The organism is Micromonospora sp. LH3U1 (assembly GCF_028475105.1).
In the GTDB taxonomy this organism is placed as follows: domain Bacteria; phylum Actinomycetota; class Actinomycetes; order Mycobacteriales; family Micromonosporaceae; genus Micromonospora.
Map to the genome: position 1 here is coordinate 1,776,849 of NZ_CP116936.1, position 22,574 is coordinate 1,799,422.

Here is a 22,574-nt window from a genome sequence, read left to right on the forward strand (position 1 = left end):
TGGCCATGCGTACGCCCCCGCAGGGGGTACCTCCCGTAACGACAGATCGGCACCGGTCATTGTGACAATGACCGGTGCCGATGCGGTACGAGAGCCTACAGGGGCACCGTGACCAGCGGGCTCGCCACACCGTTGGCATCCACCGACTGCACCTGGAGCTGCTTGATGTCATCCACCAGGGCCGACGTCGACGCACTCAACTCAAGGCCCTGCGGTCGGTTGTTGGTGCCATAACCACTACTCGGCACCGACCAGGTCGAGATGACCTCGGTGCTGGCGTTCTTCCGCACCACCACCAGCCGGCAGGTGCGTGGGCCGGGCAACTTCCGCAGGCTGAAATTGATGCGCGTGCCGTACTCCCGTTTCACCAGGAACATGGTGGTCTGCACACCGGTGGTCGGGTCGGTGGCCTCGACCTGGTCGCCCTCCTCCTCGGTGCCGCCGACGCCGGGGCCGCTCGGCGGGGCCGTCGGCCCGCTCGTCGCCGGGTCGAGCGGTGCGCTCGGCGTCGAATCGGCGAGCACCCCCGGCGCCGGATCGTTGCCGGTCACGCTGACGAAGCCGTACCCGGTCAGACCGCCGAGGACCACCACCGCGGCGGCGGTCGCGAGCATCTGACGAAACCGGGTACGCCGCCGGTCGGCCCGGACCGCACCCAGCGTCCGGTCCAGCAGCGCCGGGTCGGTCGCGGTCTGCTCCAGCGCCATCATCGTCTCGCCGTCGATGTCGGACAGCAGCCCGACAACCGGCACCATCGTCTCCAACTCGGCCGCACACGCCCAACAGGTGGCGAGATGCTCCTCGAACCGCTCAGTGTCCTGCTCGTCGAGCACGCCGAGCGCGTACGCCGCGACGTCCATGTGGTCCGGCCGGCTCATTCTGTCACCCCCCGCTCCTGCAGAGCCGTGCGCAGCGCGCGCAGCGCGTAGTAGACCCTCGACTTGGCCGTGCCAAGCGGGAGCCCCAACTCCTCGGCGGCCTCCGGCACCGTCCGCCCTCGGAAGTACGTCGAAATCAGGATTTCCCGGTGCGACTGGCTGAGCGTACGCAGCGCGTCCGCCACCGTCATGGTGCGCAGCACCCGGTCGGTGCTGTCCGACTCGGCGAACGCGGTCAGATCCCGGTCGTACGTCTCCGGCGGCCGGGCCTCCTGGCTGCGGTGCTCGTCGATGGCGATCCGACGGGCCACCGTGACCAGCCACGGCCGCAACGAACCCTGCCCCTGTGTGCCCAGGCGGTGCGCGTTGCGCCAAGCCCGCAGCAGCGTTTCCTGGACGATGTCCTCCGCGCGCTGCCGGTCCCCCCCGGTAAGGCGCATGACGAACATCAGCAACGGACCGGCGTGCTCGGCATAGAGCAACCGGATCAGCTGGTCGGAGTGGTTCGCCTCGGTTGACGTCGCCTGATGGCGCCCGGGCGCCGGTCGCGGCGTCACCGGACCATTCTGGCGAGACGACGCGCGCGCGTCGACCCCCCGGGCAGACGAGGTCGGCCGTGACGAGGACCGCGCCGACAACCAGTCCGCGCGGACCGCGTCGCCATGCCAACCGGCCGCCACCGCATGCATGCAGACCTCCGGGTATCCGTTACCAACGCCAGCCCACGAGGTGGGCCGCCCGGTGGTACGCACCACCGCCCCGAACGGATCAACAAACGGCGAAAAAAGTTCCGCGCCGCTGCCCGGTGGACGGTCAGCGGCGTACCGAGAACAGGCCCGGCGGCGGGGGATCGGAGCCGGTGGCATCGGCATCCCGGACCACCTGCGCGCCGCTGGCGAAACGGTCCAGCTCGTCGCCGGCCACCACCCGGCCGGGGAACCAGTCGCCGGCTGCGCGCCGGCTCAGCTCGGGCACCGGCGGTGTGACCCGACCGGCGACCAGCACCAGATTTCCGTACCGGCGGCCCCGCAGCACCGCCGCGTCCCCCACGAGACAAGCCTGCGGCAACACCGCGCGGACCGTGGCGACCTGCCCCCGGGCGTGCCGCAACGGCGGGCCGTCGGCCACATTCGCCAGATACCAGCCCTCGGGGCGGAGCACCCGGGCCACCTCGGCCACATACTCCAGCGACGTGAGGTGGGCCGGGGTGCGGGCGCCGGCGAACACGTCGGCGACCACAACGTCGTAGCTGGCGTCGCGGGTGGAGGCCAGCACGGCCCGCGCGTCCTCCACACGGACCCGCAGCCGGGTGTCCGACGGCCACGGCAACGCTCGACGGACCAGTTCCACCAGAGCACCGTCCACCTCGGACACCCGCTGGGTGGAACCGGGCCGGGTGGCGGACACGTACCGGGGCAGGGTCAGGGCGCCCCCGCCCAGGTGCAGCACCCGCAGCGGCTCGCCGGCCGGTGCGATCAGGTCCACCGCGGCGGCCAGCCGCCGCACGTACTCGAACTCCAGGTGGGTGGGGTCGGTCAGGTCGACGTGCGACTGCGGCGCGCCGTCCAGCAGCAGCGTCCACGAACCGGCCCGGTCCGGGTCCGGAACGAGCTCGGCCTGCCCGGTGTCCACCTGCTCGACCACCCGGTCGCCCGCCCGTTTGCGTCCCATCGCAACCAGTATCCGCGTTCAGCGGGCCGCGCGGGCCGCAGCGGTCAACGCGCGGTGCAGCAGCCGGGAATCGCCCAACAGGGCACGCAGCCGGCGCTCCAGGCCGGCGATCGGGATCAGATTCTGTGGGGCCCGCGGATCCTTGTACGGGGTGGAGGCGAAGCGGGGCAGGGTGACCAGCGACAGGTCGGCCAGCTCGATCGCCGCCTCGACGGGCAGGTCGGCCGAGCACTCCACCCGGACGATGCCCGCCCACGGCGCGCCGATCGCCACCGGCAGCCGCAAATACCACGACCAGCCACCCCAGGCGGTGCCGAGCCGGAACACCGGCGAGCGCTCGCCCGACGCCAGACCGGTCACCACCGCGGTCAGCCGGGCATCGAGGTACTGGCTGTGCTGGGTCTTGATGTACCCGAGTGTGCGCGGCAACTGCCGGCGACTGCGCAACGGGCCGTCCACCACCAGCAGGTCATCGTCGACCCGAGCGGCGTCGGACACCGCCACCTCCAGCGCAGTCAGCGGGCCCTGCACGGCGGCCGGCAGCTTCGCCAGCTCACCGGTGCCACCCACCCGGTGCACCGGGTAACGGATCTGGCCCGCCACCACGTCCTGCGCCGACGGGCTCGCCGTGAACAGCCCCCGGGCAACCCTGGTCCCGGCCAGCTGCGCCGCACCCCGACCCAGGTCGCACCGCACCACCCCGGCCGCGTACGAGGCGGCCAACCCGGGGAACGACCCGCCGTCGGTCTCGGCCGTCCAGATGCTCGCGTCGATCCGGCGAACCCCGTCGACCATCAGCACCACGTCGGGCGCCCGCACCCCCGGGCGTACGCCGATCGCCCGCCAGTCCACGGCGGGCAACTCCACGTCCGCGTCGACCTGCGCGCTGCTCGGCGAGGCCGGCCCGGAAGCGGACGCCTCGAACGACGCGCCGTACGCCGGATCCCACGAGTCGACGAAGAAAGCGGCGTCGCTCACCGAACTAGCCTTTCGTTCGCGACTGCGGGGCTCCGCTGCGCTGCACTCCTCGCGCTCACCGGGCCCGCCTTTCGTTCGCGACTGCGGGGCTCCGCTGCGCTGCACTCCTCGCGCTCACCGGCCCGTCCGCTCTACGCGCGCCGACCGGGCATCCTTGCGCACCTCGAAGCGGACCGGGATCCGCTCGGCCAACGCGGGCACGTGCGTGACCACGCCGACCATCCGGTCGCCCCGGGCGGCCAGGTTTTCCAGGGTCGCGGCCACCGTGTCCAGGGTGGCCGCGTCGAGTGTGCCGAAGCCCTCGTCCAGGACGATCGACTCCAGGCTCGCCGCCGTGGTCGACATCCCGGCCAACTGCTCGGAGAGCGCCAACGCCAGCGCCAGCGACGCCTGGAACGTCTCACCCCCGGAGAGGGTGCGGACGCCCCGGCGCAGCCCCGCGTCGTGGTGGTCGACCACGAAGAACTCGCCCTTGTCGTGTACCAGCTCGTACTGGCCGGAGGAGAGCTCCCGCAGGATCCCCGACGCGCCGTCGACCAGCAGGTCCAATGCCTCGGCCAGCAACCACCGCTCGAAGTTGTTGGCCCGCAGGTGCCCCGCGAGCGCCCGCGCCACCTGCGCCTCCCGCTCGTGCCCGGCGCGCTGCTCGCGTAGCGTCCCGGCCTGCTCGCGGCGCTCCCGCAACCGCCGCCGGTCGGCGTCGGCCCGCTCCACCGCCACGGTCGCGGCGTGCACCGGGTCGTCACCGACCGGTACGTCGGCTACGGCGAACAAACCGGCGATGTCCCGCTGCACCGCGTCGGCCACCGACTCGGCCTCGGCAACGGCGACGGCCCGTCCGGCCCGGTCGGCGCGCCGGCGGTCCGCCTCGGTGGTCGCCCAGCCGGTCAGCGCGGCCCACGCGGCGGCCACGTCGTCCCGATCGGTCGCGGGTGGGCCGAACCGGGCCAGCCCGTCGCGGGAGGTGTCGAAGGCCCGCCACGTCGCCCGCAGCCGCTCCTCGGCGGCGTCCACCCCGGCCCGGGCCTGGCGAACGGTCTCGCGGCCGGCCCGGACCGCGGTCGCCGCCTCCTCCAGCGCGCGCCGCAACCGGGCGTGCTCGGCCAACTCCCGGCGCAGCACGGCCGGCTCGGCCACGCCAGCGAGTTGCCCGTCCAGTTCGGTGAGTCGGGCTTCCAACTGCTCCTGCCGGGCCCGCGCCTGCACCAGCAGCCGCTCCAGGTCACGCGCCGCCGCGTCCCGCTGCTGCACGGTCGCCTGCGCGGCCTTGGTCGCGGCCCGCGCCGCCTTGCCGGCCGCCGTGGCGGCGGCTACCGCCGAGTCGGCCGGCACCGCCGGCACCTCGGCCACCGGCTGCTCGCAGACCGGGCAGGCCGCGCCGGGGTGCAGGTGCACCCGCAGGCTGACCGCCAGGTCGGTGGCCTTCGCCTCCTCGTGTGCCCGGAAGGCCGCCTCCAGCTCAATGTCGGCGCGCTCGGCGTCCGCGCGGGCGGTGCCCAGCGCGACCACCGCGGCGGCGTGCTCGTCGTTCGCCGCGCTCACCGTCGCGCGGACCGTGTCGGCCTCGCCGGACAGCCGGTCCCGATCGTCGTACGCCCGCAGCAGCAGTCGCACCGCGCTCTCGTCGCCGGCGCCAGCCAGCTCGCCGCGCAGCTTCTCCTCCCGCTCCTCGGCCAGGGACACCCCGGCCGCCGCCGCCTCGGCCTCGGCCCGCGCCGCGGTGATCGCTCGGGCCACCTCGGCCACCCCGCCCGGCGCGCGCACCCCGGTCAACACGGTCAGCTCGTCGTCGAGGGCCGTCAGCGCCGCCGCCGCCTCCCGCGCGGTGGCCCGGGCCTTCGCCAACTCCGGCACCGCGACGGTCACCGCGGCCGCCAGCTCGACCATCCGGTCGACCCGGGCGTCGGCCTCGGCCAGCGCCTCGTCGTCCACGCCGGTCAGCCCGGCGAGCAGCTGATCGACCGCGTCGAGTCGAGCGTCCGCCTGCGCGGCGCGCGCCGTCGCCCGCTTCTGCACGTCCTCGTAGACACCGAGCCCGAGCAGGTTGACCAGGATCTGCTGGCGCGTCGCCGGCTTGGCGTGCAGGAAGTCGGCGAACTGCCCCTGCGGCAGCACCACACAGCTGGTGAACTGCTCGTACGGCAGCCCCACCGCCTCCAGCACCGCCTGCTCCATCTCGGCGGGAGTGCCGGCCACCACCTCACCGAGGTCGTCCGGGCTCAATCCGGTGTCCAGTTTGGTCACGTCGAAGCCGGCCGGCATCAGCTGCAACCCGGCGTTCGCGGTCTTCACGTTGCCCCGGCCGTCCCGGCGTACCACCCGGGTGGCCACGTAGCGGGCCCCGCCGGACTCGAAGACCAACCGCACCCGGGCCTCGGTCGCCGACGGCGCGAGCGCGTTCGCCAACCCCCGGGCGCCACCCCAGCGGGGCACCATGCCGTAGAGGGCGAAGCAGATGGCGTCCAGCACGGTGGACTTGCCCGAACCAGTCGGACCGATCAGCGCGAAGAAGTCGGCGTCGGTGAAATCGACGGTGGTGTCGTCCCGGAAGACCGTGAACCCGGCCATGTCCAACCGTATGGGACGCATCAGTGCTCGACCTCCTCGAAGAGCTCGTCGAAGAGCTCCCGGACGCCCTCGTCGGCATGGCCCCGGCTGTCCAGGTAGTCGGCGAACAACTCCCGGGGCGAACGCCCCGAGCGTTGCGCGATGCGGGCGCCGCTGCCCGCCGCGGCCAGCAACTCCGGGTCGATCCGGATCTCCAGCGCCCGGGGGAGCAGCTCCTGGATCTCCTCGCGCAGGCCGGCGCGGGGTTGCTCCCGCACGTACACCCGCAGCCAGGCGTCCGGCGCCTCGATCTCGGCGAGCTGGGCCAGGGTGCCCCGCACCGTCCGCAGGGCGCTCGCCGCGGTCACCGGCACCTCACGCACCCGGGCGGCGGTGCTGGCGGTCACCTCGACAAGCGTCACCGAGGGGACGTTTTCCTGCTCACCGAAGTCGACCGCCAGCGGGCTGCCGCTGTAGCGCACCGGGCAGGGGCCGATGACCCGCTGCGCCCGGTGCAGGTGGCCCAACGCCACATAGTGCGCGGTGGCCGGGAAGACGGTGGCCGGGACGGCGTAGCCCAGCACGGTGTGCGCGTCGCGCTCGCCGCCGCCGGTGGTCGCGCCGGTCACCGTCAGGTGCGCGGTGACCAGGTGCACCCGGTCCGGTTCGGTGAAACCCTCGGTCAGTCGTCCCAGCACCCGGCCCAGGTGGTCGGCGTACGTCTGGTTGGTTTCCGCGGCGGTCAGCTCGTACATCTCCAGCGCGCGCACCGCGTACCGCTGCGACAGGAACGGCAACGCGGCCAGCCGCCACCGCTCGCCTCCGGCGGTGGTGCCATCGATCACGTGCTCGTCCGGATTTTCCCGCACCCCTCCGCGCAACGTGATGCCGGCGGCATCAGCCCACGGCCGCAGCGCGTCCAGCGCGGGGCCGTTGTCGTGGTTGCCGCCGATCGCGACCACATCCGCGCCGGTGCGACGCAGCGCGGTCAGCGCCCGGGTGACCAGGCGGGTCGCCTCCGAGGTGGGCGCGGCGGTGTCGTAGAGGTCGCCGGCGACGATCACCAGATCCGGCTCTTCGGCGCGGGCGATGTCGATCACCCCGGCCAGGACGGCCTTGTGCTCCTCGGCCCGGGACTGCCCCTTGAGCACCTTTCCCACGTGCCAGTCGGAGGTGTGCAGGATCTTCATGGCTGTGCTCGCCTTCCGTTCGCGACTGCGGGGCTCGCAAGCTCACTCCTCGCGCTCACCTGTGCCGGCCCCTACCTAGAACGGGATGTCGTCGTCGGTGCTGCCGCCACCGGAGCCCACCACGGCGAACGGGTCGGCGGACTGGGTGATCGAGCGCAGCGTCTCCGATGGTGCCCGGCCCGCCTCGGAGACCCGGGTGGCCCAGGCCGGGAACGGGAACTCCAGACAGAGCGGCACCGGGATGTCCGGCTGGTTGACGAACATGGTGCCCGGCTTGGCCAGCAACGCCCGCTGTCGCTGCGCGGGCGGGAGGAAACCGTATTCCGGGCGGGAGGCCTCGGCCGGGTCGAGCCGACCGACCACCCGGATCGCCGAGTTGGTGACGATCCGCCGCTCCACCTCGCTCGCCGTCTGCTGCGCGCCGATCAGGATCACCCCGAGCGAGCGGCCCCGCTCGGCGATGTCCAGCAGGACCTCCTTGATCGGGGAGGAGCCCTCCCGCGGGGCGTACTTGTTGAGCTCGTCGAGGACGACGAAGAGCAACGGCTTGGCGGTGCCGGACTTCTCCTTGCGCTCGAACTCGCTCTTGAGCGTCACGCCGACCACGAACCGCTGGGCGCGGTCCGGAAGGTTGTGCAGGTCGACCACGGTGACCTGCGCGGACTCGCTGGTGTTGATCGAGTGCGGGCGGCGGGTGGCGAGGTCACCGCGGATCAGCCGGGCGAGGTCCTTCTTACTGCCGATCAACCGTCGCGCGAACGCGTTGACGGTGCCCAGACCGACCGCGCTGCCCGCCCAGTCGGAGCGGGTCTCGTCGTCGTTGAGCTGGTCGACGATGTGGTCGACGAGATCGCCGTAGGAGCCGAGCCGCACCCCGTCGATGCTCACCCCGCCGTCGGCGGGCTGGGCGTAGCGGGCCAGGTGCGCGGCCACCGAGTGGACCACCATCGTGTACTGCTGGCGCTCGTCGTCGGCGTCGGCGAAGACGTACGGCAGCAGGCGGTCGGCGCAGAACTCGCTCAGCGTCCAGTAGAACGAATCCACCCCGGTGAGCCGGCTGCTCACATCCGGCGTGCCGGCCGCGTCACCGACCCGGGGCGGCGCGTACACCCGGACGTCGGGGAAGGCGCCGGCGCTCAACCCGAGCTTCGCGTACGACGCGCGGGTGGGCTCGTCGAGGCGGGTGTTGGGGTGGTCCAGGAAGAGCAGATCCTCACCCTTGACGTTGAAGATCAGCGCCTTGGCGTTGACCGCGTCGCCACCCAGCACCCCGGAGCGGAAGACCGAGTAGAGCAGGAAGGTGGCGAAGCTGGTCTTGGTGGCCACCCCGGAGATGCCGGAGATGGAGACGTGTGCGCCCCGGCTGCCGTCGAGGAAGTCGGCGTTGAGGTAGACCGGCACGCCGTCGCGACCCATCCCCATCGGGATGCGCCGCTCCATCCGGTCGAAGTGCAGCGCGCGCGCCCGGGCGTCACCCTCGGCCCGGTGCACCACCGCACCCGGGGTCGGCGGCACGTAGAGCTCCGGATCGACCCGCGTCGTGGTGATCTCGGCCGCCTCCTGCACCTGCGCGGGCAGCGTGCCATCGGCGATGGCGAACACGTCGGAGTCGAACTGGGCGCCCTCGTGCCGAGCGCGGACCTGGGTGACCACCCCGGCGATCGTCACCGGCTCCCGATTGGGCAGCTCGCGCCGGGTGACCACCACGTCGTCGAGCTGGAGGTAGCTGCCGGGCGCCACGGCCGTCCAGAACTGCAACGGGGTGGCGTCGGCGGTGCCCAGCACCCGCCCGACCGCCTCGCCAGGACTGTCGAGGTCGGCGTCGGTCATCGGGCGACTCGGGTCGGTCGGGCATCACGGTCGGCGCGCATGCCCTGCATCCTGCCCGAGGAGTACGACAGGTCGCCACGCGACGCGGCGGACGACACCATGCGCCGTCACACTCATGACGCTGGGTGCTCAACCGAGCGCATGAGGTGGGCGAGGGAGGTGTCGACGTGCACCGCGCAAGGCTGGGACTCAACCCGCAGGGCGTTGGTCGCGTTACCTAGGCATGGAGCATGGATGAATAGCGACTTCGGCGCCTTCGTCGCGACGAGCGGCCCGCGACTGCTCCGCTTCGCCGTTCTGATCACCGGGCAGCGGGCGGACGCTGAGGACCTGCTGCAGGAGGTGTTGGAGCAGGCGTACCCGCGCTGGCACGCAGTCCGACAGCGGCAGCCGGAGGCCTACCTGCGTCGCGCGATGACCAATCGGCTCGTCAGCCGGTGGCGCTCGCCGTGGAACCGACGTCGGGTCGCAGGCGTTCCGGACGCGGTGCCGCAGCAGGATGAGACGACCCGGGTCGACGACCGGGAGCTGCTGCTGGCGGCGTTGCGCGAGCTTCCGCCGCGGATGCGGGCAGTCGTGGTGCTCCGGTACTGGCTTGGCTTCTCCGAGGCGGAGACAGCCGCCGAACTGGAATGTTCCGTGGGCTCGGTGAAGAGCCAGGCTTCCCGTGGTCTGCACCGCCTGCGGGCCCGGCTGGAGGCCGTCGGCGTTGCCCCACTCGACCTCGACCTCGCAGAGGAGAACCATGCGTGACCAACTCGCAGAGGAGAACCATGCGTGACCAAGAGGTGGCCAGCCTGTTCGACCGCGCTGTCGCGACCGTGGAACTGCCGCCCGGTCTCGCCCAACGGGTCGTCACGAGAAGCCGGGCGCGTCGCCGTCGGCGTCTGCTGCTGTCGGGCGGCACGGCGGCTGTGCTGGTCGCCGCCGGGGCGCTCGTGCTCCCGCCGCTGGGGCCGGTCGGTCGCGGTGGCGAGGGCGGTGGCACCGGACCGAGCGCCGCTTTCGACGTCCCGGCCGGAATCGTCGGTGCTGACGGTCGACCCGTGACGCAGGCGCAGATCGTGGCGGTCGGCCGGGTCGGGACGGAGACGCTCGTGCTGATCCGACGGGAACCACGCGCCGAGGAGCGGGCCGCCGGGGGACAGGCGGCTGAGGTCGTGGTCGCCCCGGACACGGGCGAACCGCGCCGGTTGCTCGACCACCTCTCGTATGACCTGGCCTGCGTCGACGGAGACACGGTCTGCGCGGCCGTCCGCTCCACCGGCAGTGGGCTGGGTGTGGCCGTGGCCCGTCGCTCCGGCGGCCGGCTCTACGTCCTGGTCCAGGCGCCGCAGGGGCGTGCCGTCGAGGTCGTTGCCAACGGCGTGCCGCATCCGCTCGGCGCGGCGCCGCGGGCGCGGTGGTCGAGGTGGCCGCCGCCGAGCCGTACGAAGAGGTGCAGGTCTGGGCGAGCACCGAGGACGGCCGGCGCTACCAGATCCCGTGGGCTCCCGGGGCGGTGCTCGTCGACTGAGCTCTCACCGGCGGGCGTGGCGGAGCATGAGGGTGCCGTCCTCGGCGGCGAGCACGTGTCGCAGTAGCAGGTGCCGGGGGGGTGCGGCGTCGCCGGCGGTGATTCGGCCGGGGCCGGGCCCCGCGAGCAGTGGTGCGACGGTGAGGCACAGCTCGTCCACCAGATCGGCGGCGGTGAGCGCGCCGAACAGGTGTGGGCCGCCCTCGCAGAGCAGTTGGGTCAGGCCGCGTCGGTGCAGCTCGGCGAGGCCGGCGGCCAGGTCGACCCGCCCGGTGCCGCAGCGCAGCAGGTCGACGACGTCGGTCAGTCCGGGCGGCGGGTCGGCGTCGGCGTGGGTGAGCACGATGGGCCGGACCGGCGCGTCGGCGAAGGCGGCCTGCGCCGGGTCCAGGTCGAGCGAACCGGAGACGACCACCAGTGTCGGGTATTCCGCCAGCCCGTGGTCACGGCGCCAGGCACGGCGGGTCTCGTTCAGCCGGACCGCCCGGTACTCCTCGTGGCGAAGCGTGCCGGCCGCCACCACCAGCGCGTCGCAAACCATCCGTAGCAGGCCGAACACCCGCTTGTCCGGCTCGCCGGACAGTCCGGCGGAGTAGCCGTCCACGGTGACCGCGCCGTCCAGGCTGGCGACGAAGTTGACCCGTAGTCGGGGCTTGTCGGCGCGGCCGTAGAGGGCCGTCAGCGCGGTGTCGTCGAGGGGCTGCGTCGACGGCTCGGGCCAGAGCCGTCGAATCGGAATTCCGACGGTCATTCGCCGGCCGGACCGGTGACCGGAGGGGTCGGTTCGGCGGTACGGTGCTGGCAGTCGCACCAGTTCCGGCCCGGGCAGTCGTCGTGTCGCCGGGCCCGGCACGCTCGGCAGATCATGCTCGCAGCCTAAGCCGCGGGAGGACAGGACAGCATGCCGCGTCAGATCTTCCAGCTGAAGATGTCCCTCGCGGGTGTCCGCCCGCCGGTGTGGCGTCGGGTGCTCGTCCCGGCCGGCTACACACTGGACCGGCTGCACCGGGTGGTGCAGCACGCGATGGGTTGGCGGGACTGCCACCTGCACTCGTTCGAGATCGACGCCATGCAGTACGGCGAGCCCGACCCGGACGGGGAGTTGGCGCTGCACGACGAGTTGGACGTGCGGTTGGACGCCGTGCTCGGCAAGGGCAGCCGATTCTCCTACACGTACGACTTCGGCGACTGGTGGGAGCACGACCTGGTCGTGGAGGACGCGCTGACGGTCGACCCGGACGAGCGGTACCCGGTCTGCCTGGACGGCGAGCGGGCCTGCCCGCCGGAGGGTATCGGCGGGCCGTTGGGTTATCAGGCGCTCCTGGTCGCGCTCGACGACCATGCCGGCCCAGCCGACCTCGCCAACCCGCGGCACGCGATGCTGCGCGACTGGGCGGGCTCCACCTTCGACCCGTCCCGCTTCGACCCCAACCGCGCAACCACCCTCCTCCGCCGCTTCTGCTGACCCGGCCCCGGGCCACCGGGGGGCCTTGTTGATCAAGAAGTTTGCGTCAGCAGGCCCGCGATTCCTGACCGAAACCTCTTGATCACCAGGGGTGCGGCGGGGGCGTGTGGGGGTGTTGGTGGGGTGGGTGCGGCGGAAGTGATCAGCGGTAACGATCTGGGAACGCTCCCATCGCCCTATTGACACTCCTGTTACCCGCCGGCAATCTCATGGGAGCGCTCCCGGAGGTGGCATGGGTCACTCACGCATCCCCCGGCCTGGCGCGATGAGCACCCCCCACCACACCCATCCAGCCTCACCACCGGAAAGAGGGGTCAGCGCATGAGTGTCACCACGCGGCGTACCCGCCTGGCGGCCGCTGCCCTGGCCGCGATCACCGCAATCGGCGGTCTCGCGGCCTGCGGCAACGACGACGACAAGCCGGCTGCCGGCGAGAAGCCGGCCAAGCTGGTCGTCGACACCTTCGGCGAATTCGGCTACGAAGATCTTGTCAAGCAGTACGAGAAGGACACCGGCATCAAGGTCGAGCTGCGCAAGACCGCGCAGCTCGCGGAGTACCGGCCGAAGCTGGTCCGCTACCTGGCCACCGGCAAGGGCGCGGCGGACGTCACCGCTCTGGAAGAGGGCATCCTCAACGAGTTCAAGCCCAACGCGCGCAACTGGGCCGACCTCAACCCGCTGGTTGCCGACCACTCGAAGGAATACCTGCCCTGGAAGTGGGAGCTGGGCAAGGCGCCGGACGGTCGGCTGATCGGCCTCCCGACCGACGTCGGCAGCCTCGCCGTCTGCTACCGCAAGGACCTGTTCCAGGCTGCCGGTCTGCCCACCGAGCGCGACCAGGTGTCGGCGCTCTGGCCGGACTGGAAGGGCTTCCACGACGCCGGTCTGAAGTACAAGCAGGGCAGCGGCGGCAAGGCGTTCATCGACTCGATCACCGCCGTCTCCAACGGCGTGATGTTCCAGGGCAACGGTGACCTGTTCTACGACAAGGAAGACAACATCATCGCGGACACCAGCCCCGCGGTGAAGAACGCCTGGGACACCGCCACCTCGATGGCGGACATCTCCGCCAAGGCGCAGACCTGGTCGCCGGAGTGGTCGGGTGGCTTCAAGCAGGGCACCTTCGCGGCCACCTTCTGCCCGTCCTGGATGCTCGGCATCGTCTCGGAGAACTCCGGTGCGGCCAACAAGGGCAAGTGGGACGTGGCGTCCGTGCCGGGCGGCGGCGGTAACTGGGGCGGCTCGTGGCTCGCGGTTCCGGCGCAGAGCAAGTACCCGAAGGAGGCGGCGAAGCTCGCCGAGTACCTGACCAACGCCAAGAGCCAGGTGGAGGCCTTCAAGGCCAAGGGCCCGCTGCCCACCAACCTGGAGGCGCTGAAGAACGAGGCGTTCATCGGCTACACCAACGAGTACTTCAGCAACGCGCCGACCGGCAAGATCTTCGGGGAGAGCGTCGCCAAGATCCAGCCGACCCACCTGGGCCCGAAGCACCAGGCGGTCAAGGAGAACGCGCTCGAGCCGGCCCTGCGGGCGTTCGAGAGCGGGCAGGCCGACAAGGCGAAGGCCTGGGAGCAGTTCACGAAGGATGCCAAGACTCAGGGTGCCTTCTGAGTGATCCCCTGCCGGTGGCGTTCGGGGCTTCCCGGACGCCACCGGCCGGTCCCCTCCGCGTAGCGCCCTGCGCGAGGGCCCCCGGGCCTCGCCGGAAAAGGAAATTCGCATGAGCCTGTCGGCTACGACGGCACCGCCGTCGCCAGCAGCACCGCCTTCTCCCGACCTCCCTTCCCGGCAGCGCCGGGGAAGGTTACTCAACCACCTCGACGTCAAGTACTCGCCGTACCTCTACATCGCACCGTTCTTCCTGATCTTCGGCGCGTTCGGGTTGTACCCGATGGTGCGTACCGCCTGGATGTCGCTGCACGACTGGGACATGATCGGCGAGCACTCGTTCATCGGCTTCGACAACTACACCCGGCTGTTCTCCGACGAGTACTTCTGGAACGCGCTGGTCAACACGTTCGGCATCTTCGCCCTGTCGACCATCCCGCAGCTGTTGCTCGCCCTCTTCCTGGCGAACCTGCTCAACCGGACCTTCCTGCGCGCCAAGACCTTCTTCCGGATGGCCATCTTCATGCCGAACGTGGTGTCGGTGGCCGCGGTCGCGATCGTCTTCGGGATGCTCTTCCAGCGGGAGTTCGGCCTGTTCAACTGGCTGCTCGGCCTCGTCGGTGTCGATCCGGTCGACTGGGACGGGCAGCGGTGGAGTTCCTGGTTCGCCATCTCCTCGATGGTCAACTGGCGGTGGACCGGGTACAACACCCTGATCCTGCTCGCCGGCATGCAGGCGATCCCGAAGGACCTCTACGAGGCCGCAGAGATCGACGGCGCCGGCCCGTGGCGGCAGTTCTGGCAGATCACCCTGCCCATGCTCAAGCCCACCTTCACCTTCGTGGTCATCCTGTCCACGATCGGCGGCATGCAGCTCTTCACCGAGCCACTGCTCTTCGCCAACGGCAACATTCTCGGCGGCAGTCAGCGGGAGTTCCAGACGCTGGCCATGTACATGTACGAGATGGGCATCTCGAACCTGAACACCGCCGGCTACGGAGCCGCGGTCGCCTGGGCGATCTTCATGATCATCGTGGTGGTGTCGCTGTTCAACTTCCTACTCGTCCGCCGCTCGGCGAAGTGAGGAGAGATCGATGATCTCGGCTTCCCAGCGCCTGTGGCGCACCAGTCCGCTGACCTACGTGGCGCTCGTCCTGGCGGCGCTGCTGTCGATCTACCCGTTCTACTACATGCTGGTGATCGGCAGTCGCAGCCTGGACTCCATCAACGATGTGCCGCCGCCGCTGACCCCAGGTAACGCGTTCGGTGACAACTTCGGGCGGGTGCTCGACAACGACGCCGCCAACTTCCTCACCGGCATGATGAACTCGATCATCGTCTCCTCGGTGGTCACCCTGTCGGTGGTGCTCACCGGTTCGCTGGCCGGGTTCGCCTTCGCCAAGCTGCGCTTCCGGGGCAGCAACGCTCTCCTGCTGGCGATCATCGTCACCATGATGATCCCGACCCAGATGGGGCTCATCCCGCTCTGGGGCATGATGCAGGACCTGAGGTGGTACGACACCCTCTACGCGGTCACCGTGCCGTTCCTGGTCAGCGCCTTCGGCGTGTTCATGATGCGGCAGTACGCCAGCCAGGCCATCTCCGACGAGCTGATCGAGGCCGGCCGCGTCGACGGGGCGAGCACGTTCCGGATCTACTGGAGCATCGTGCTGCCCGCACTGCGTCCCGCCGCCGGCGTGCTCGGTCTGCTGACCTTCATGGAGACCTGGAACTCGTTCATCTGGCCGTACGCCATCCTCACCCCGGAGAACCCGACCCTGCAGGTCTCGCTCTCCTTCCTCTCGTACGCGTACTACACCGACTACTCCCAGGTGTTCGCAGCCACGGCGATCGGCACCATCCCCCTGGTTATCGTCTTTCTCGTGTTCGGCCGCCAGATCATCGGCGGGATCATGGAAGGTGCCGTCAAGTCGTGAGCAACCCCGCCAGCCCACCCGCCGTCGACGTCCTCGACGAGCGCCCCGGGCTGACCTTCCCACCCGGATTCCTGTGGGGGGCCGCCACTGCGGCGTACCAGATCGAGGGGGCGGCGGCCGAGGGCGGCCGTACCCCGTCGATCTGGGACACCTTCAGCCACACCGACGGTCGGGTCGTCGCCGGGCACACCGGCGACGTGGCCTGCGACCACTACCACCGGCTCGGCGGGGATGTCGCCCTGATGGCCGAGCTGGGTCTGAAGTCGTACCGTTTCTCGGTCTCCTGGAGCCGGGTGCAGCCCGGCGGCACCGGAGCGGCCAACCCACAGGGCCTGGATTTCTACCGGCGACTGGTCGACGACCTGTTGGCCAACGGCATCGAGCCGTGGCTCACCCTCTACCACTGGGACCTGCCGCAGCCCCTGGAGGACGCCGGCGGCTGGCCGGCCCGGGACACCGCGGCCCGCTTCGCCGACTACACGACGCTGGTCGCCGACGCGCTCGGTGACCGGGTGCGCTACTGGACCACGCTGAACGAGCCGTGGTGTTCGGCGTTCCTCGGCTACGGCTCCGGCGTGCACGCCCCCGGCCGCACCAACGGGGCGGATGCGGTCCGCGCCGGGCACCACCTCATGCTCGGTCACGGCCTGTCCGTCCAGGCGCTGCGGGCCGCCCGGCCGGGCGCCGAGGTGGGTGTGACGGTCAACCTCTATCCGGTCGACCCGGCCAGCGACGCCCCCGCCGACGTGGACGCGGCCCGGCGGATCGACGGGTTGGCCAACCGGTTCTTCCTCGACCCACTGCTGCGCGGGTCGTACCCGGAGGACCTGGTGACCGACCTCAGCGCGGTGACCGACTTCGACCACGTGCACGACGGCGATCTGGCCACCATCTCCACGCCGCTGGACGTGGTCGGGGTCAACTACTACAGCCGGCACGTCGTCGCCGCCCCGACCGGCGGCGGCGAGGCGGCGTCGGCCCCCTCGTGCTGGCCGGGCAGCGAGGACATCCGGTTTGTGACCCGGGGCGTCCCGGTCACCGACATGGGCTGGGAGATCGATGCTCCCGGCCTGCTCGAGACGCTGCGCCGGGTGCACGACTACACCGATCTCCCCCTGTACGTCACCGAGAACGGCTCCGCGTTCGTCGACACGGTGGTCGACGGGCAGGTCGACGACGTCGACCGGTTGGCCTACTTCGACGCCCATCTGCGCGCCGCGCACGAGGCGATCAACGCCGGGGTGCCCCTGCGGGGCTACTTCGCCTGGTCGCTGATGGATAATTTCGAATGGGCCTGGGGTTACACGAAGCGGTTCGGCATGATCCATGTCGACTACGACAGCCAGGTCCGCATCCCCAAGTCCAGCGCCAAGTGGTACGCCTCGGTGATCCGGCGCAACGGTCTGGCCGCACAATAGGCTCGGGCCAGCCATCAGGACGGCCCCGGCGTCCACCTCCCGCAGGTGGCGCCGGGTCCGTCCGCCGTCGGAGGAGCAGACGATGACAACGCAGCGCACCCGGTCGCTCGGGCGCCCGACCCTCGATGCGGTCGCGGCGCGTGCCGGCGTCGGGCGGGGCACGGTCTCCCGCGTGGTCAACGGCTCGCCCCAGGTCAGCCCGGAGGCCCGGGCCGCGGTCCAACAGGCCATCGCTGAGCTGGGGTACGTGCCGAACCGGGCCGCCCGTGCGCTCGTCACCCAGCGGACCGACTCCGTCGCGCTGGTGGTGTCCGAATCCGGGGAGCGGGTCTTCACCGAGCCGTTCTTCGCCTCGATCGTGCGGGGGATCAGCTCCGGGCTGCTGGAGACGCCGATGCAACTCTGGCTGGCCATGGCGCAGTCGGCGGTGGAGCGGGAGCGGGTCGAGCACCACCTGACCAACCAGCACGTCGACGGCGTACTGCTGCTGTCGTTGCACGACTCCGACCCACTGCCGACCCTGCTGGAGGAGCGCGGCCTGCCCGCCGTGCTCGGCGGTCGGCCCGCCCGGATGCTGCAACCCGGCGCTCAGCCGGCCTGGTTCGTCGACGTGGACAACGTTGGCGGGGCCCGGCAGGCGGTCGAGTACCTGGCGAGGCAGGGGCGGCGACGCATCGCCACCATCGCCGGGCCGCAGGACATGGGCGCCGGCCTGGCCCGGTTGACCGGCTACACCGAGGCGGTCAAGGCCACCGGAGCCGGCGTCAACCCCGACCTGATCGCGTACGGCGACTTCAGCGAGAGCAGCGGTGTGGCCTGCATGCGCCGGCTGCTGGACGCCTGCCCGGACCTGGACGCCGTCTTCGTCGCGTCCGACCTCATGGCGTTCGGTGCCCTGCGTACCCTGCGCGAGGCCGGCCGGCGCGTGCCCGAGGACGTCGCGGTGATCGGCTTCGACGACGCGACGATCGCCCGACAGGCGGAGCCGCCGCTGACCACGGTCTTCCAGCCGGTGGAGGAGATGGGCCGGCAGATGGCCCGACTGCTGGTAGCCCGCATCCGCGGCGAGGACCTCCCGGCCCCACACATCCTCCTGGACACCCAACTGGTCCACCGAGCCTCCGCCTAACCCACCCCACCCCACCCCGCCCCGCGCCCGCGCCTCCCCCGTTGATCATGAAGTTATTGCCGCGACTCGCCGACGCGGGTGGCAATAACTTCATGATCAACCGGCGGGGTTGGGGTGGGGGCCGGGTGGGGGCGGGGGACAGGGGTGGGGCAGGGGTCAGGTGGGGGTGGGGGTCCAGCGGCGGAGTTCGCGCTTGGCTAGCGAGTTGCGGTGGACCTCGTCGGGGCCGTCGGCCAGGCGCAGGGTGCGGGCCTGTGCCCAGAGGGCGGCCAGTGGGGTGTCCTGGCTGACGCCGGCGCCGCCGTACCCCTGAATGGCCTTGTCGATCACCCACTCCGCCATCGCCGGGGTGCCGATCTTGATGGCCTGGATCTCGGTGTGTGCGCCCTTGTTGCCGACGGTGTCCATCAGCCAGGCGGTCTTGAGCACCAGCAGGCGGGCCTGCTCGATGCGCACCCGCGACTCGGCGATCCACTCCCGGACCACGCCCTGCTCGGCCAGCGGCCGGCCGAACGCGATCCGCTCGAGCGCCCGCTTGCAGAGCAGCTCCAATGCTCGCTCAGCCATTCCGATTAATCGCATGCAGTGGTGGATCCGGCCCGGACCCAACCGGGCCTGGGCGATGGCGAACCCGGTGCCCTCGGCGCCGATCAGGTTCTCCGCCGGCACCCGGACGTCGGTGAAGTCGATCTCCGCGTGCCCACCGTGTGAACCATCGGTGTAGCCGAAGACGGTCATGCCACGGCGTACGGCCACACCGGGGGTGTCCCGGGGGACCAGGACCATGCTCTGCTGGCGGTGCCGGTCGGCGCCCGGGTCGGTCTTGCCCATCACGATGAAGATCTCGCAGCGTGGGTCCATCGCACCCGACGACCACCACTTGCGTCCGTTGATCACGTACTCGTCGCCGTCACGGGTGATCCGGGTGGCGATGTTGGTGGCGTCGGAGGAGGCGACGTCCGGTTCGGTCATGCAGAACGCGGAGCGGATCTCGCCCTCCAGCAGCGGCATGAGCCACCGCTTCTGCTGCGCGTCCGAGCCGAACTCGGTCAGCAGCTCCATGTTGCCGGTGTCCGGTGCCGCACAGTTGAGCGCCTCGGGCGCCAGGTGCGGGCTGCGTCCGGTGAGTTCGGCGAGCGGAGCGTACTGCAGGTTGGTCAGGCCGGCGCCGTAGCGCGGGTCAGGCAGGAAGAGGTTCCACAGGCCGCGCCGGCGGGCCTCCGCCTTCAGCTCGGCCAGCACCGGGGTACGCGACCACGGGTCGCCGGCGGCCACCTGCTCGGCGTGCACGGCCTCGGCCGGGTAGACGTGCTCGGTCAGGAACCGGGTGAGCTCGTCGCGCAGCTCCTCGGTCCGCGTGTCGTATGAGAAGTCCATCACCGCTCCCTGGCGGCGGTCAGCCCGTGCGCGACCAGCGGTGCCACCATCTCGCCGATCCGGTCGAAGCCCTCGCCGAGCGTCTGCCCGAGCGTGTGGCGGTAGTGGATGCCCTCGCAGATGACCGCGAGCTTGAAACAGCCCAGCGCCACGTGCCAGTGCAGCGGCCCGACGTCCACGTCGCTGCGCCCGGCGTACCGGTCGATCAGCTCGGCGCCGGTGGGGAAGCCTGCGCGCGGGCCGAGCCCGTCGGCGACCGGGTTGCCGGCGGCGGTGTCGCTGCCGCCCAGCACATCCCAGTACGTCAGCAGCAGCCCCAGGTCGGCGAGGGGGTCACCGAGGGTGGCCATCTCCCAGTCGAGCACCGCGTGCACGGCCACCGGGTCGGCCGAGGCGAGGAGGTTGTCCAGCCGGTAGTCGCCGTGCACGATCCGGCCGGCGTTCGCGCCCTCCGGGGCGGTCGCCGCGAGCAGGTCACGTAGCTCGTCGATGCCGGGCAGTGGGCGGCTGCGCGAGCGGTCGAGCTGCCCGGCCCAGCGGCGGACCTGCCGGGCCAGGTAGCCCTCGGGGCGGCCGAAGTCGCTCAGCCCGACCGTGGACGGCTCGACACTGTGCAGCGCGGCGAGCGTGTCCATCATCGCCATGGCAAGGGCTCGGCGCCGTTCGTCGCCCAGCGGGTCGGTCTGTGCGCGGGTGCGGAACACCTCGCCGGGCATCCGCTCCATGAGGTAGAACGGCGCGCCGATCACGTCCGGGTCGGCGCAGAGCAGCAGCGCGCCCGGCACTGGCACCTCGGTCGGGGCAAGCGCCGAGATGACCCGGAACTCGCGGGCCATGTCGTGCGCGGTCGCCAGCACGTGCCCCAGCGGGGGGCGGCGCAGCACGACTTCGCGGTCGCCGAGGTGCAGCAGGTAGGTGAGGTTGGATTTGCCGCCCGCGATCAGGTGGGCACGCAGTGGCCCGACGGCCAGCTCGGGCCGGTGCTCCGCCAGATAGTCGGCGAGTCGGTCCAGGGCGAGCCCTGCGGGGGAGACTGGAACGGCCTCCGGCCGCGACGCATCGACGGCCGGATCGCTCATCCGACTAGTTGATGGCAGGCCGCTCACGTTGTCAAGGTCAGATTTTCCCCTCGGGACATGGCCCTGCAACAGGGACGAAATGGTCAACGTCCAGGCTGGGACCAGCCTGCCGGCCGCTTTTCGCCGGCCCGCCGAGCGGAGGGACAGACATGTTGCTGCGAGTTCGGGTCACCCTGCCGGACCGTCCGGGCACGCTGGGCCAGGTCGCTCGTACGTTGGGCGTCTCCGGCGCGGACATCGTCCAGGTGGTGGTCCTCGAACGACTCGGCGGGCGCGCGGTGGACGACTTCACGGTCGTCTGGCCGGGCGCGGCGCGGGTGGAGCGGCTGCTTGCTGGCCTTGCGGCGATTCCGGGCGTGCGGGTGGACGGTGTGTGGCGGGCGATCGGCGCGCCCACCACCACCGGCCAGGACGCGGAGCTGTTGGCCCAGGTCGCGGCCAACCCGGCCGACGGGCTGGCCACCCTGGTCGACGCGGTGCCCGGGCTGCTGGCAGCCGACTGGGCCGTCGCCGCCGTGGTGCCGGTCGACTGGGCCTCGCGGACCGGGGGTGGCGGGGCGACCGTGGGGCACGCGAGCTGGCGTGCTCCCGTACCCCTGCGGTTGCCGGAGGTGACCCCGCTGCGCGGTCGGTCGACGACCACGCCCGACGGCACCCACCACGCCATCGCGCCGTTCGGCCGGGCGGGCCTGGTGCTGGTGGTGGCCCGCGAACACAGCGAGACCCTCTCCGCGGCCGCGTTTCACAGCACCGAGGTGGACCGGCTCACCCAGCTCGTCCGGGCCAGCGCGGTGATCCTCGGTGACCGGCTGGACCTGGTCGGCGCGCCTCCGGTGGTCGCCAGCCCCTGAGTCGCTACCCGTCGGGAGAACGGTGGTCCGCGGGTCCGGAACTCGTTGATCTAGTCTCGTCAAGTGGACTTCTCTCCTGCGTCAGCGGCCAAGCGCCGTGCCGGGACCCAGATGGAACCCACCTACGCCGACTTCGGCACCGAGCCGCCACGCCTCGGGAACGTCACGATCACCGGCGTCCACCGGTCGTCGGCCGCGGGCGATCACCTGGCCCTCGGCTCCGGCGGCTCCGTCGATCTGGAGTTCGACGTGCCGGACCCGGCCGTCGTCCGCGAGGCGTGCGTCACCCTCGTGGCGCTGACGTCAATGCTCTTTGAGGGGCCCGGATACGCCCCGCTCACCGTTCGCCTCAACGGCAGGTTGCTGGCCGACCGGCTGCGGATCCCGAACGGCGGCGGACTCCCGCAACGGCTGGTTTTCGCGGTCCCGGCCGAGGAACTGGTGGCCGGCCGGAACACGGTGCGGATCGAGAGCGGTAACGACGCCCGGAGCATGTTGTGGTTGTACCGGGTGACAATCGACCCGATGAACGCCCACGATCAGGCGGGACTGGCCCTCGTACGGCAGGCGATCGCCGCGCCGGTGCTGCGGTACGCGAGCGACGTCGGCGAGGTCACCATCTTCGTCGACCGCGGCGAGCAGGCCGTCCTCGACCAAGTGGCCTGGGCGGATGCGTCCGGCACCGAGTACGCGATGACGTTCGAGCAGCAGCAGGCCGCCTTCTACGGCTGGATCCGGCAGCCGGGTGGGCGGCCGAGGGAGTTCCGCGGCCGGCTGATCGAGCGCGGCCCCGTGGCCCGGAGTGCCCGGCGCTTCACCACTGAGGAGGGCTGGGGCGGTGGATGGCACCGCTCCGGTGACCTGCTGGTCGCGGTGGGTGTGCCCGGCCACCCGGTCACCAGGCTGAACTGGCGCGACCTCCGCGGCAACAACGGCACAGTCGCCTTCGGCGACGGCGGGTTCCTGGGGACCTACCAGCGGGTCGGGGAGGGCCCCATCGGCTACCGCGGCCGTCCGGCATAGGGCGGATCCGGTCGGCCCCGTGGTCTGGCTCTGCCGGTCCTGTCCAGCGGGACATCCTCCTGAGCGAAACCCGTCAC

20 protein-coding genes are annotated in these 22,574 nt (G+C 71.4%); 10 read left to right on the forward strand and 10 right to left on the reverse strand.

Annotated elements, in window-relative coordinates; genetic code table 11:
* Positions 1-95: 95 nt before the first annotated feature.
* From PCA76_RS08230 to PCA76_RS08260, 7 genes are all read right to left on the reverse strand, one after another.
* Positions 96-878, reverse strand: coding sequence for an anti-sigma factor family protein (locus PCA76_RS08230; RefSeq protein WP_272616463.1), 783 nt, complete (start codon positions 876-878; stop codon positions 96-98).
* Positions 875-1,567, reverse strand: coding sequence for a sigma-70 family RNA polymerase sigma factor (locus PCA76_RS08235; protein WP_272616464.1), 693 nt, complete (start codon positions 1,565-1,567; stop codon positions 875-877). The genes PCA76_RS08230 and PCA76_RS08235 overlap by 4 nt, the downstream gene beginning before the upstream one ends.
* A 124-nt stretch (positions 1,568-1,691) precedes the next feature.
* Positions 1,692-2,549 (reverse strand): spermidine synthase, encoded by an 858-nt coding sequence (locus PCA76_RS08240; protein WP_272616465.1) that lies wholly within the window; start codon positions 2,547-2,549, stop codon positions 1,692-1,694.
* Between the two features lie 18 nt (positions 2,550-2,567).
* The gene (locus PCA76_RS08245) at positions 2,568-3,527 is read right to left on the reverse strand and encodes a hypothetical protein (RefSeq protein ID WP_272616466.1); all 960 of its coding nucleotides are present in this window, start codon (positions 3,525-3,527) and stop codon (positions 2,568-2,570) included.
* 114 nt (positions 3,528-3,641) lie between these two features.
* Positions 3,642-6,116, reverse strand: coding sequence for an AAA family ATPase (locus tag PCA76_RS08250; protein ID WP_272616467.1), 2,475 nt, complete (start codon positions 6,114-6,116; stop codon positions 3,642-3,644).
* On the reverse strand, positions 6,116-7,264 hold the full coding sequence (locus PCA76_RS08255; protein WP_272616468.1) for an exonuclease SbcCD subunit D: 1,149 nt from the start codon (positions 7,262-7,264) through the stop codon (positions 6,116-6,118). The genes PCA76_RS08250 and PCA76_RS08255 overlap by 1 nt, the downstream gene beginning before the upstream one ends.
* 75 nt (positions 7,265-7,339) lie before the next feature.
* Positions 7,340-9,094, reverse strand: coding sequence for an ATP-binding protein (locus tag PCA76_RS08260; RefSeq protein ID WP_272616469.1), 1,755 nt, complete (start codon positions 9,092-9,094; stop codon positions 7,340-7,342).
* A 234-nt stretch (positions 9,095-9,328) separates the two neighbouring features.
* Between PCA76_RS08260 and PCA76_RS08265 the strand changes: the two genes are divergently transcribed.
* Both PCA76_RS08265 and PCA76_RS08270 read left to right on the forward strand, forming a co-directional pair.
* Positions 9,329-9,847, forward strand: coding sequence for a SigE family RNA polymerase sigma factor (locus tag PCA76_RS08265; protein WP_272616470.1), 519 nt, complete (start codon positions 9,329-9,331; stop codon positions 9,845-9,847).
* Positions 9,848-9,867: 20 nt separating this feature from the next.
* The gene (locus PCA76_RS08270) at positions 9,868-10,677 is read left to right on the forward strand and encodes a hypothetical protein (RefSeq protein ID WP_272616471.1); all 810 of its coding nucleotides are present in this window, start codon (positions 9,868-9,870) and stop codon (positions 10,675-10,677) included.
* Here the strand turns inward: PCA76_RS08270 and PCA76_RS08275 are convergent.
* Positions 10,615-11,361, reverse strand: a complete 747-nt coding sequence (locus PCA76_RS08275) for a pyrimidine reductase family protein (protein ID WP_272616472.1) — start codon at positions 11,359-11,361, stop codon at positions 10,615-10,617. The genes PCA76_RS08270 and PCA76_RS08275 overlap by 63 nt on opposite strands.
* Before the next feature lie 150 nt (positions 11,362-11,511).
* Here PCA76_RS08275 and PCA76_RS08280 point away from each other — a divergent pair, with 150 nt between their 5' ends.
* The 6 genes from PCA76_RS08280 (at position 11,512) to PCA76_RS08305 (ending at position 18,167) form a co-directional block, all read left to right on the forward strand.
* The gene (locus PCA76_RS08280; protein ID WP_272616473.1) at positions 11,512-12,075 is read left to right on the forward strand and encodes a plasmid pRiA4b ORF-3 family protein; all 564 of its coding nucleotides are present in this window, start codon (positions 11,512-11,514) and stop codon (positions 12,073-12,075) included.
* A gap of 321 nt (positions 12,076-12,396) precedes the next feature.
* Positions 12,397-13,686, forward strand: a complete 1,290-nt coding sequence (locus tag PCA76_RS08285) for an ABC transporter substrate-binding protein (protein WP_272616474.1) — start codon at positions 12,397-12,399, stop codon at positions 13,684-13,686.
* 109 nt (positions 13,687-13,795) lie between these two features.
* Positions 13,796-14,767 carry a carbohydrate ABC transporter permease gene (locus PCA76_RS08290; protein WP_272616475.1) on the forward strand — a complete coding sequence of 324 codons (972 nt, stop codon included), beginning with the start codon at positions 13,796-13,798 and terminating at the stop codon, positions 14,765-14,767.
* A gap of 10 nt (positions 14,768-14,777) precedes the next feature.
* A complete protein-coding gene (locus PCA76_RS08295; RefSeq protein ID WP_272616476.1) occupies positions 14,778-15,620 on the forward strand; it encodes a carbohydrate ABC transporter permease in 843 nt (280 codons plus the stop codon).
* A complete protein-coding gene (locus PCA76_RS08300) occupies positions 15,617-17,038 on the forward strand; it encodes a GH1 family beta-glucosidase (RefSeq protein WP_272616477.1) in 1,422 nt (473 codons plus the stop codon). The genes PCA76_RS08295 and PCA76_RS08300 overlap by 4 nt, the downstream gene beginning before the upstream one ends.
* A gap of 82 nt (positions 17,039-17,120) precedes the next feature.
* Positions 17,121-18,167 carry a LacI family DNA-binding transcriptional regulator gene (locus PCA76_RS08305; RefSeq protein ID WP_272616478.1) on the forward strand — a complete coding sequence of 349 codons (1,047 nt, stop codon included), beginning with the start codon at positions 17,121-17,123 and terminating at the stop codon, positions 18,165-18,167.
* Between the two features lie 156 nt (positions 18,168-18,323).
* Here the strand turns inward: PCA76_RS08305 and PCA76_RS08310 are convergent, their stop codons facing one another.
* Together PCA76_RS08310 and PCA76_RS08315 are read right to left on the reverse strand one after the other, a co-directional pair.
* A complete protein-coding gene (locus PCA76_RS08310) occupies positions 18,324-19,544 on the reverse strand; it encodes an acyl-CoA dehydrogenase family protein (RefSeq protein WP_272616479.1) in 1,221 nt (406 codons plus the stop codon).
* The gene (locus tag PCA76_RS08315) at positions 19,544-20,623 is read right to left on the reverse strand and encodes a phosphotransferase family protein (protein ID WP_272616480.1); all 1,080 of its coding nucleotides are present in this window, start codon (positions 20,621-20,623) and stop codon (positions 19,544-19,546) included. The genes PCA76_RS08310 and PCA76_RS08315 overlap by 1 nt, the downstream gene beginning before the upstream one ends.
* 149 nt (positions 20,624-20,772) lie before the next feature.
* Between PCA76_RS08315 and PCA76_RS08320 the strand changes: the two genes are divergently transcribed.
* Together PCA76_RS08320 and PCA76_RS08325 are read left to right on the forward strand one after the other, a co-directional pair.
* Positions 20,773-21,474, forward strand: a complete 702-nt coding sequence (locus PCA76_RS08320) for an amino acid-binding protein (protein WP_272616481.1) — start codon at positions 20,773-20,775, stop codon at positions 21,472-21,474.
* Positions 21,475-21,537: 63 nt separating this feature from the next.
* Positions 21,538-22,497, forward strand: a complete 960-nt coding sequence (locus tag PCA76_RS08325) for a hypothetical protein (RefSeq protein WP_272616482.1) — start codon at positions 21,538-21,540, stop codon at positions 22,495-22,497.
* The last annotated feature ends 77 nt before the right edge of the window (positions 22,498-22,574 follow it).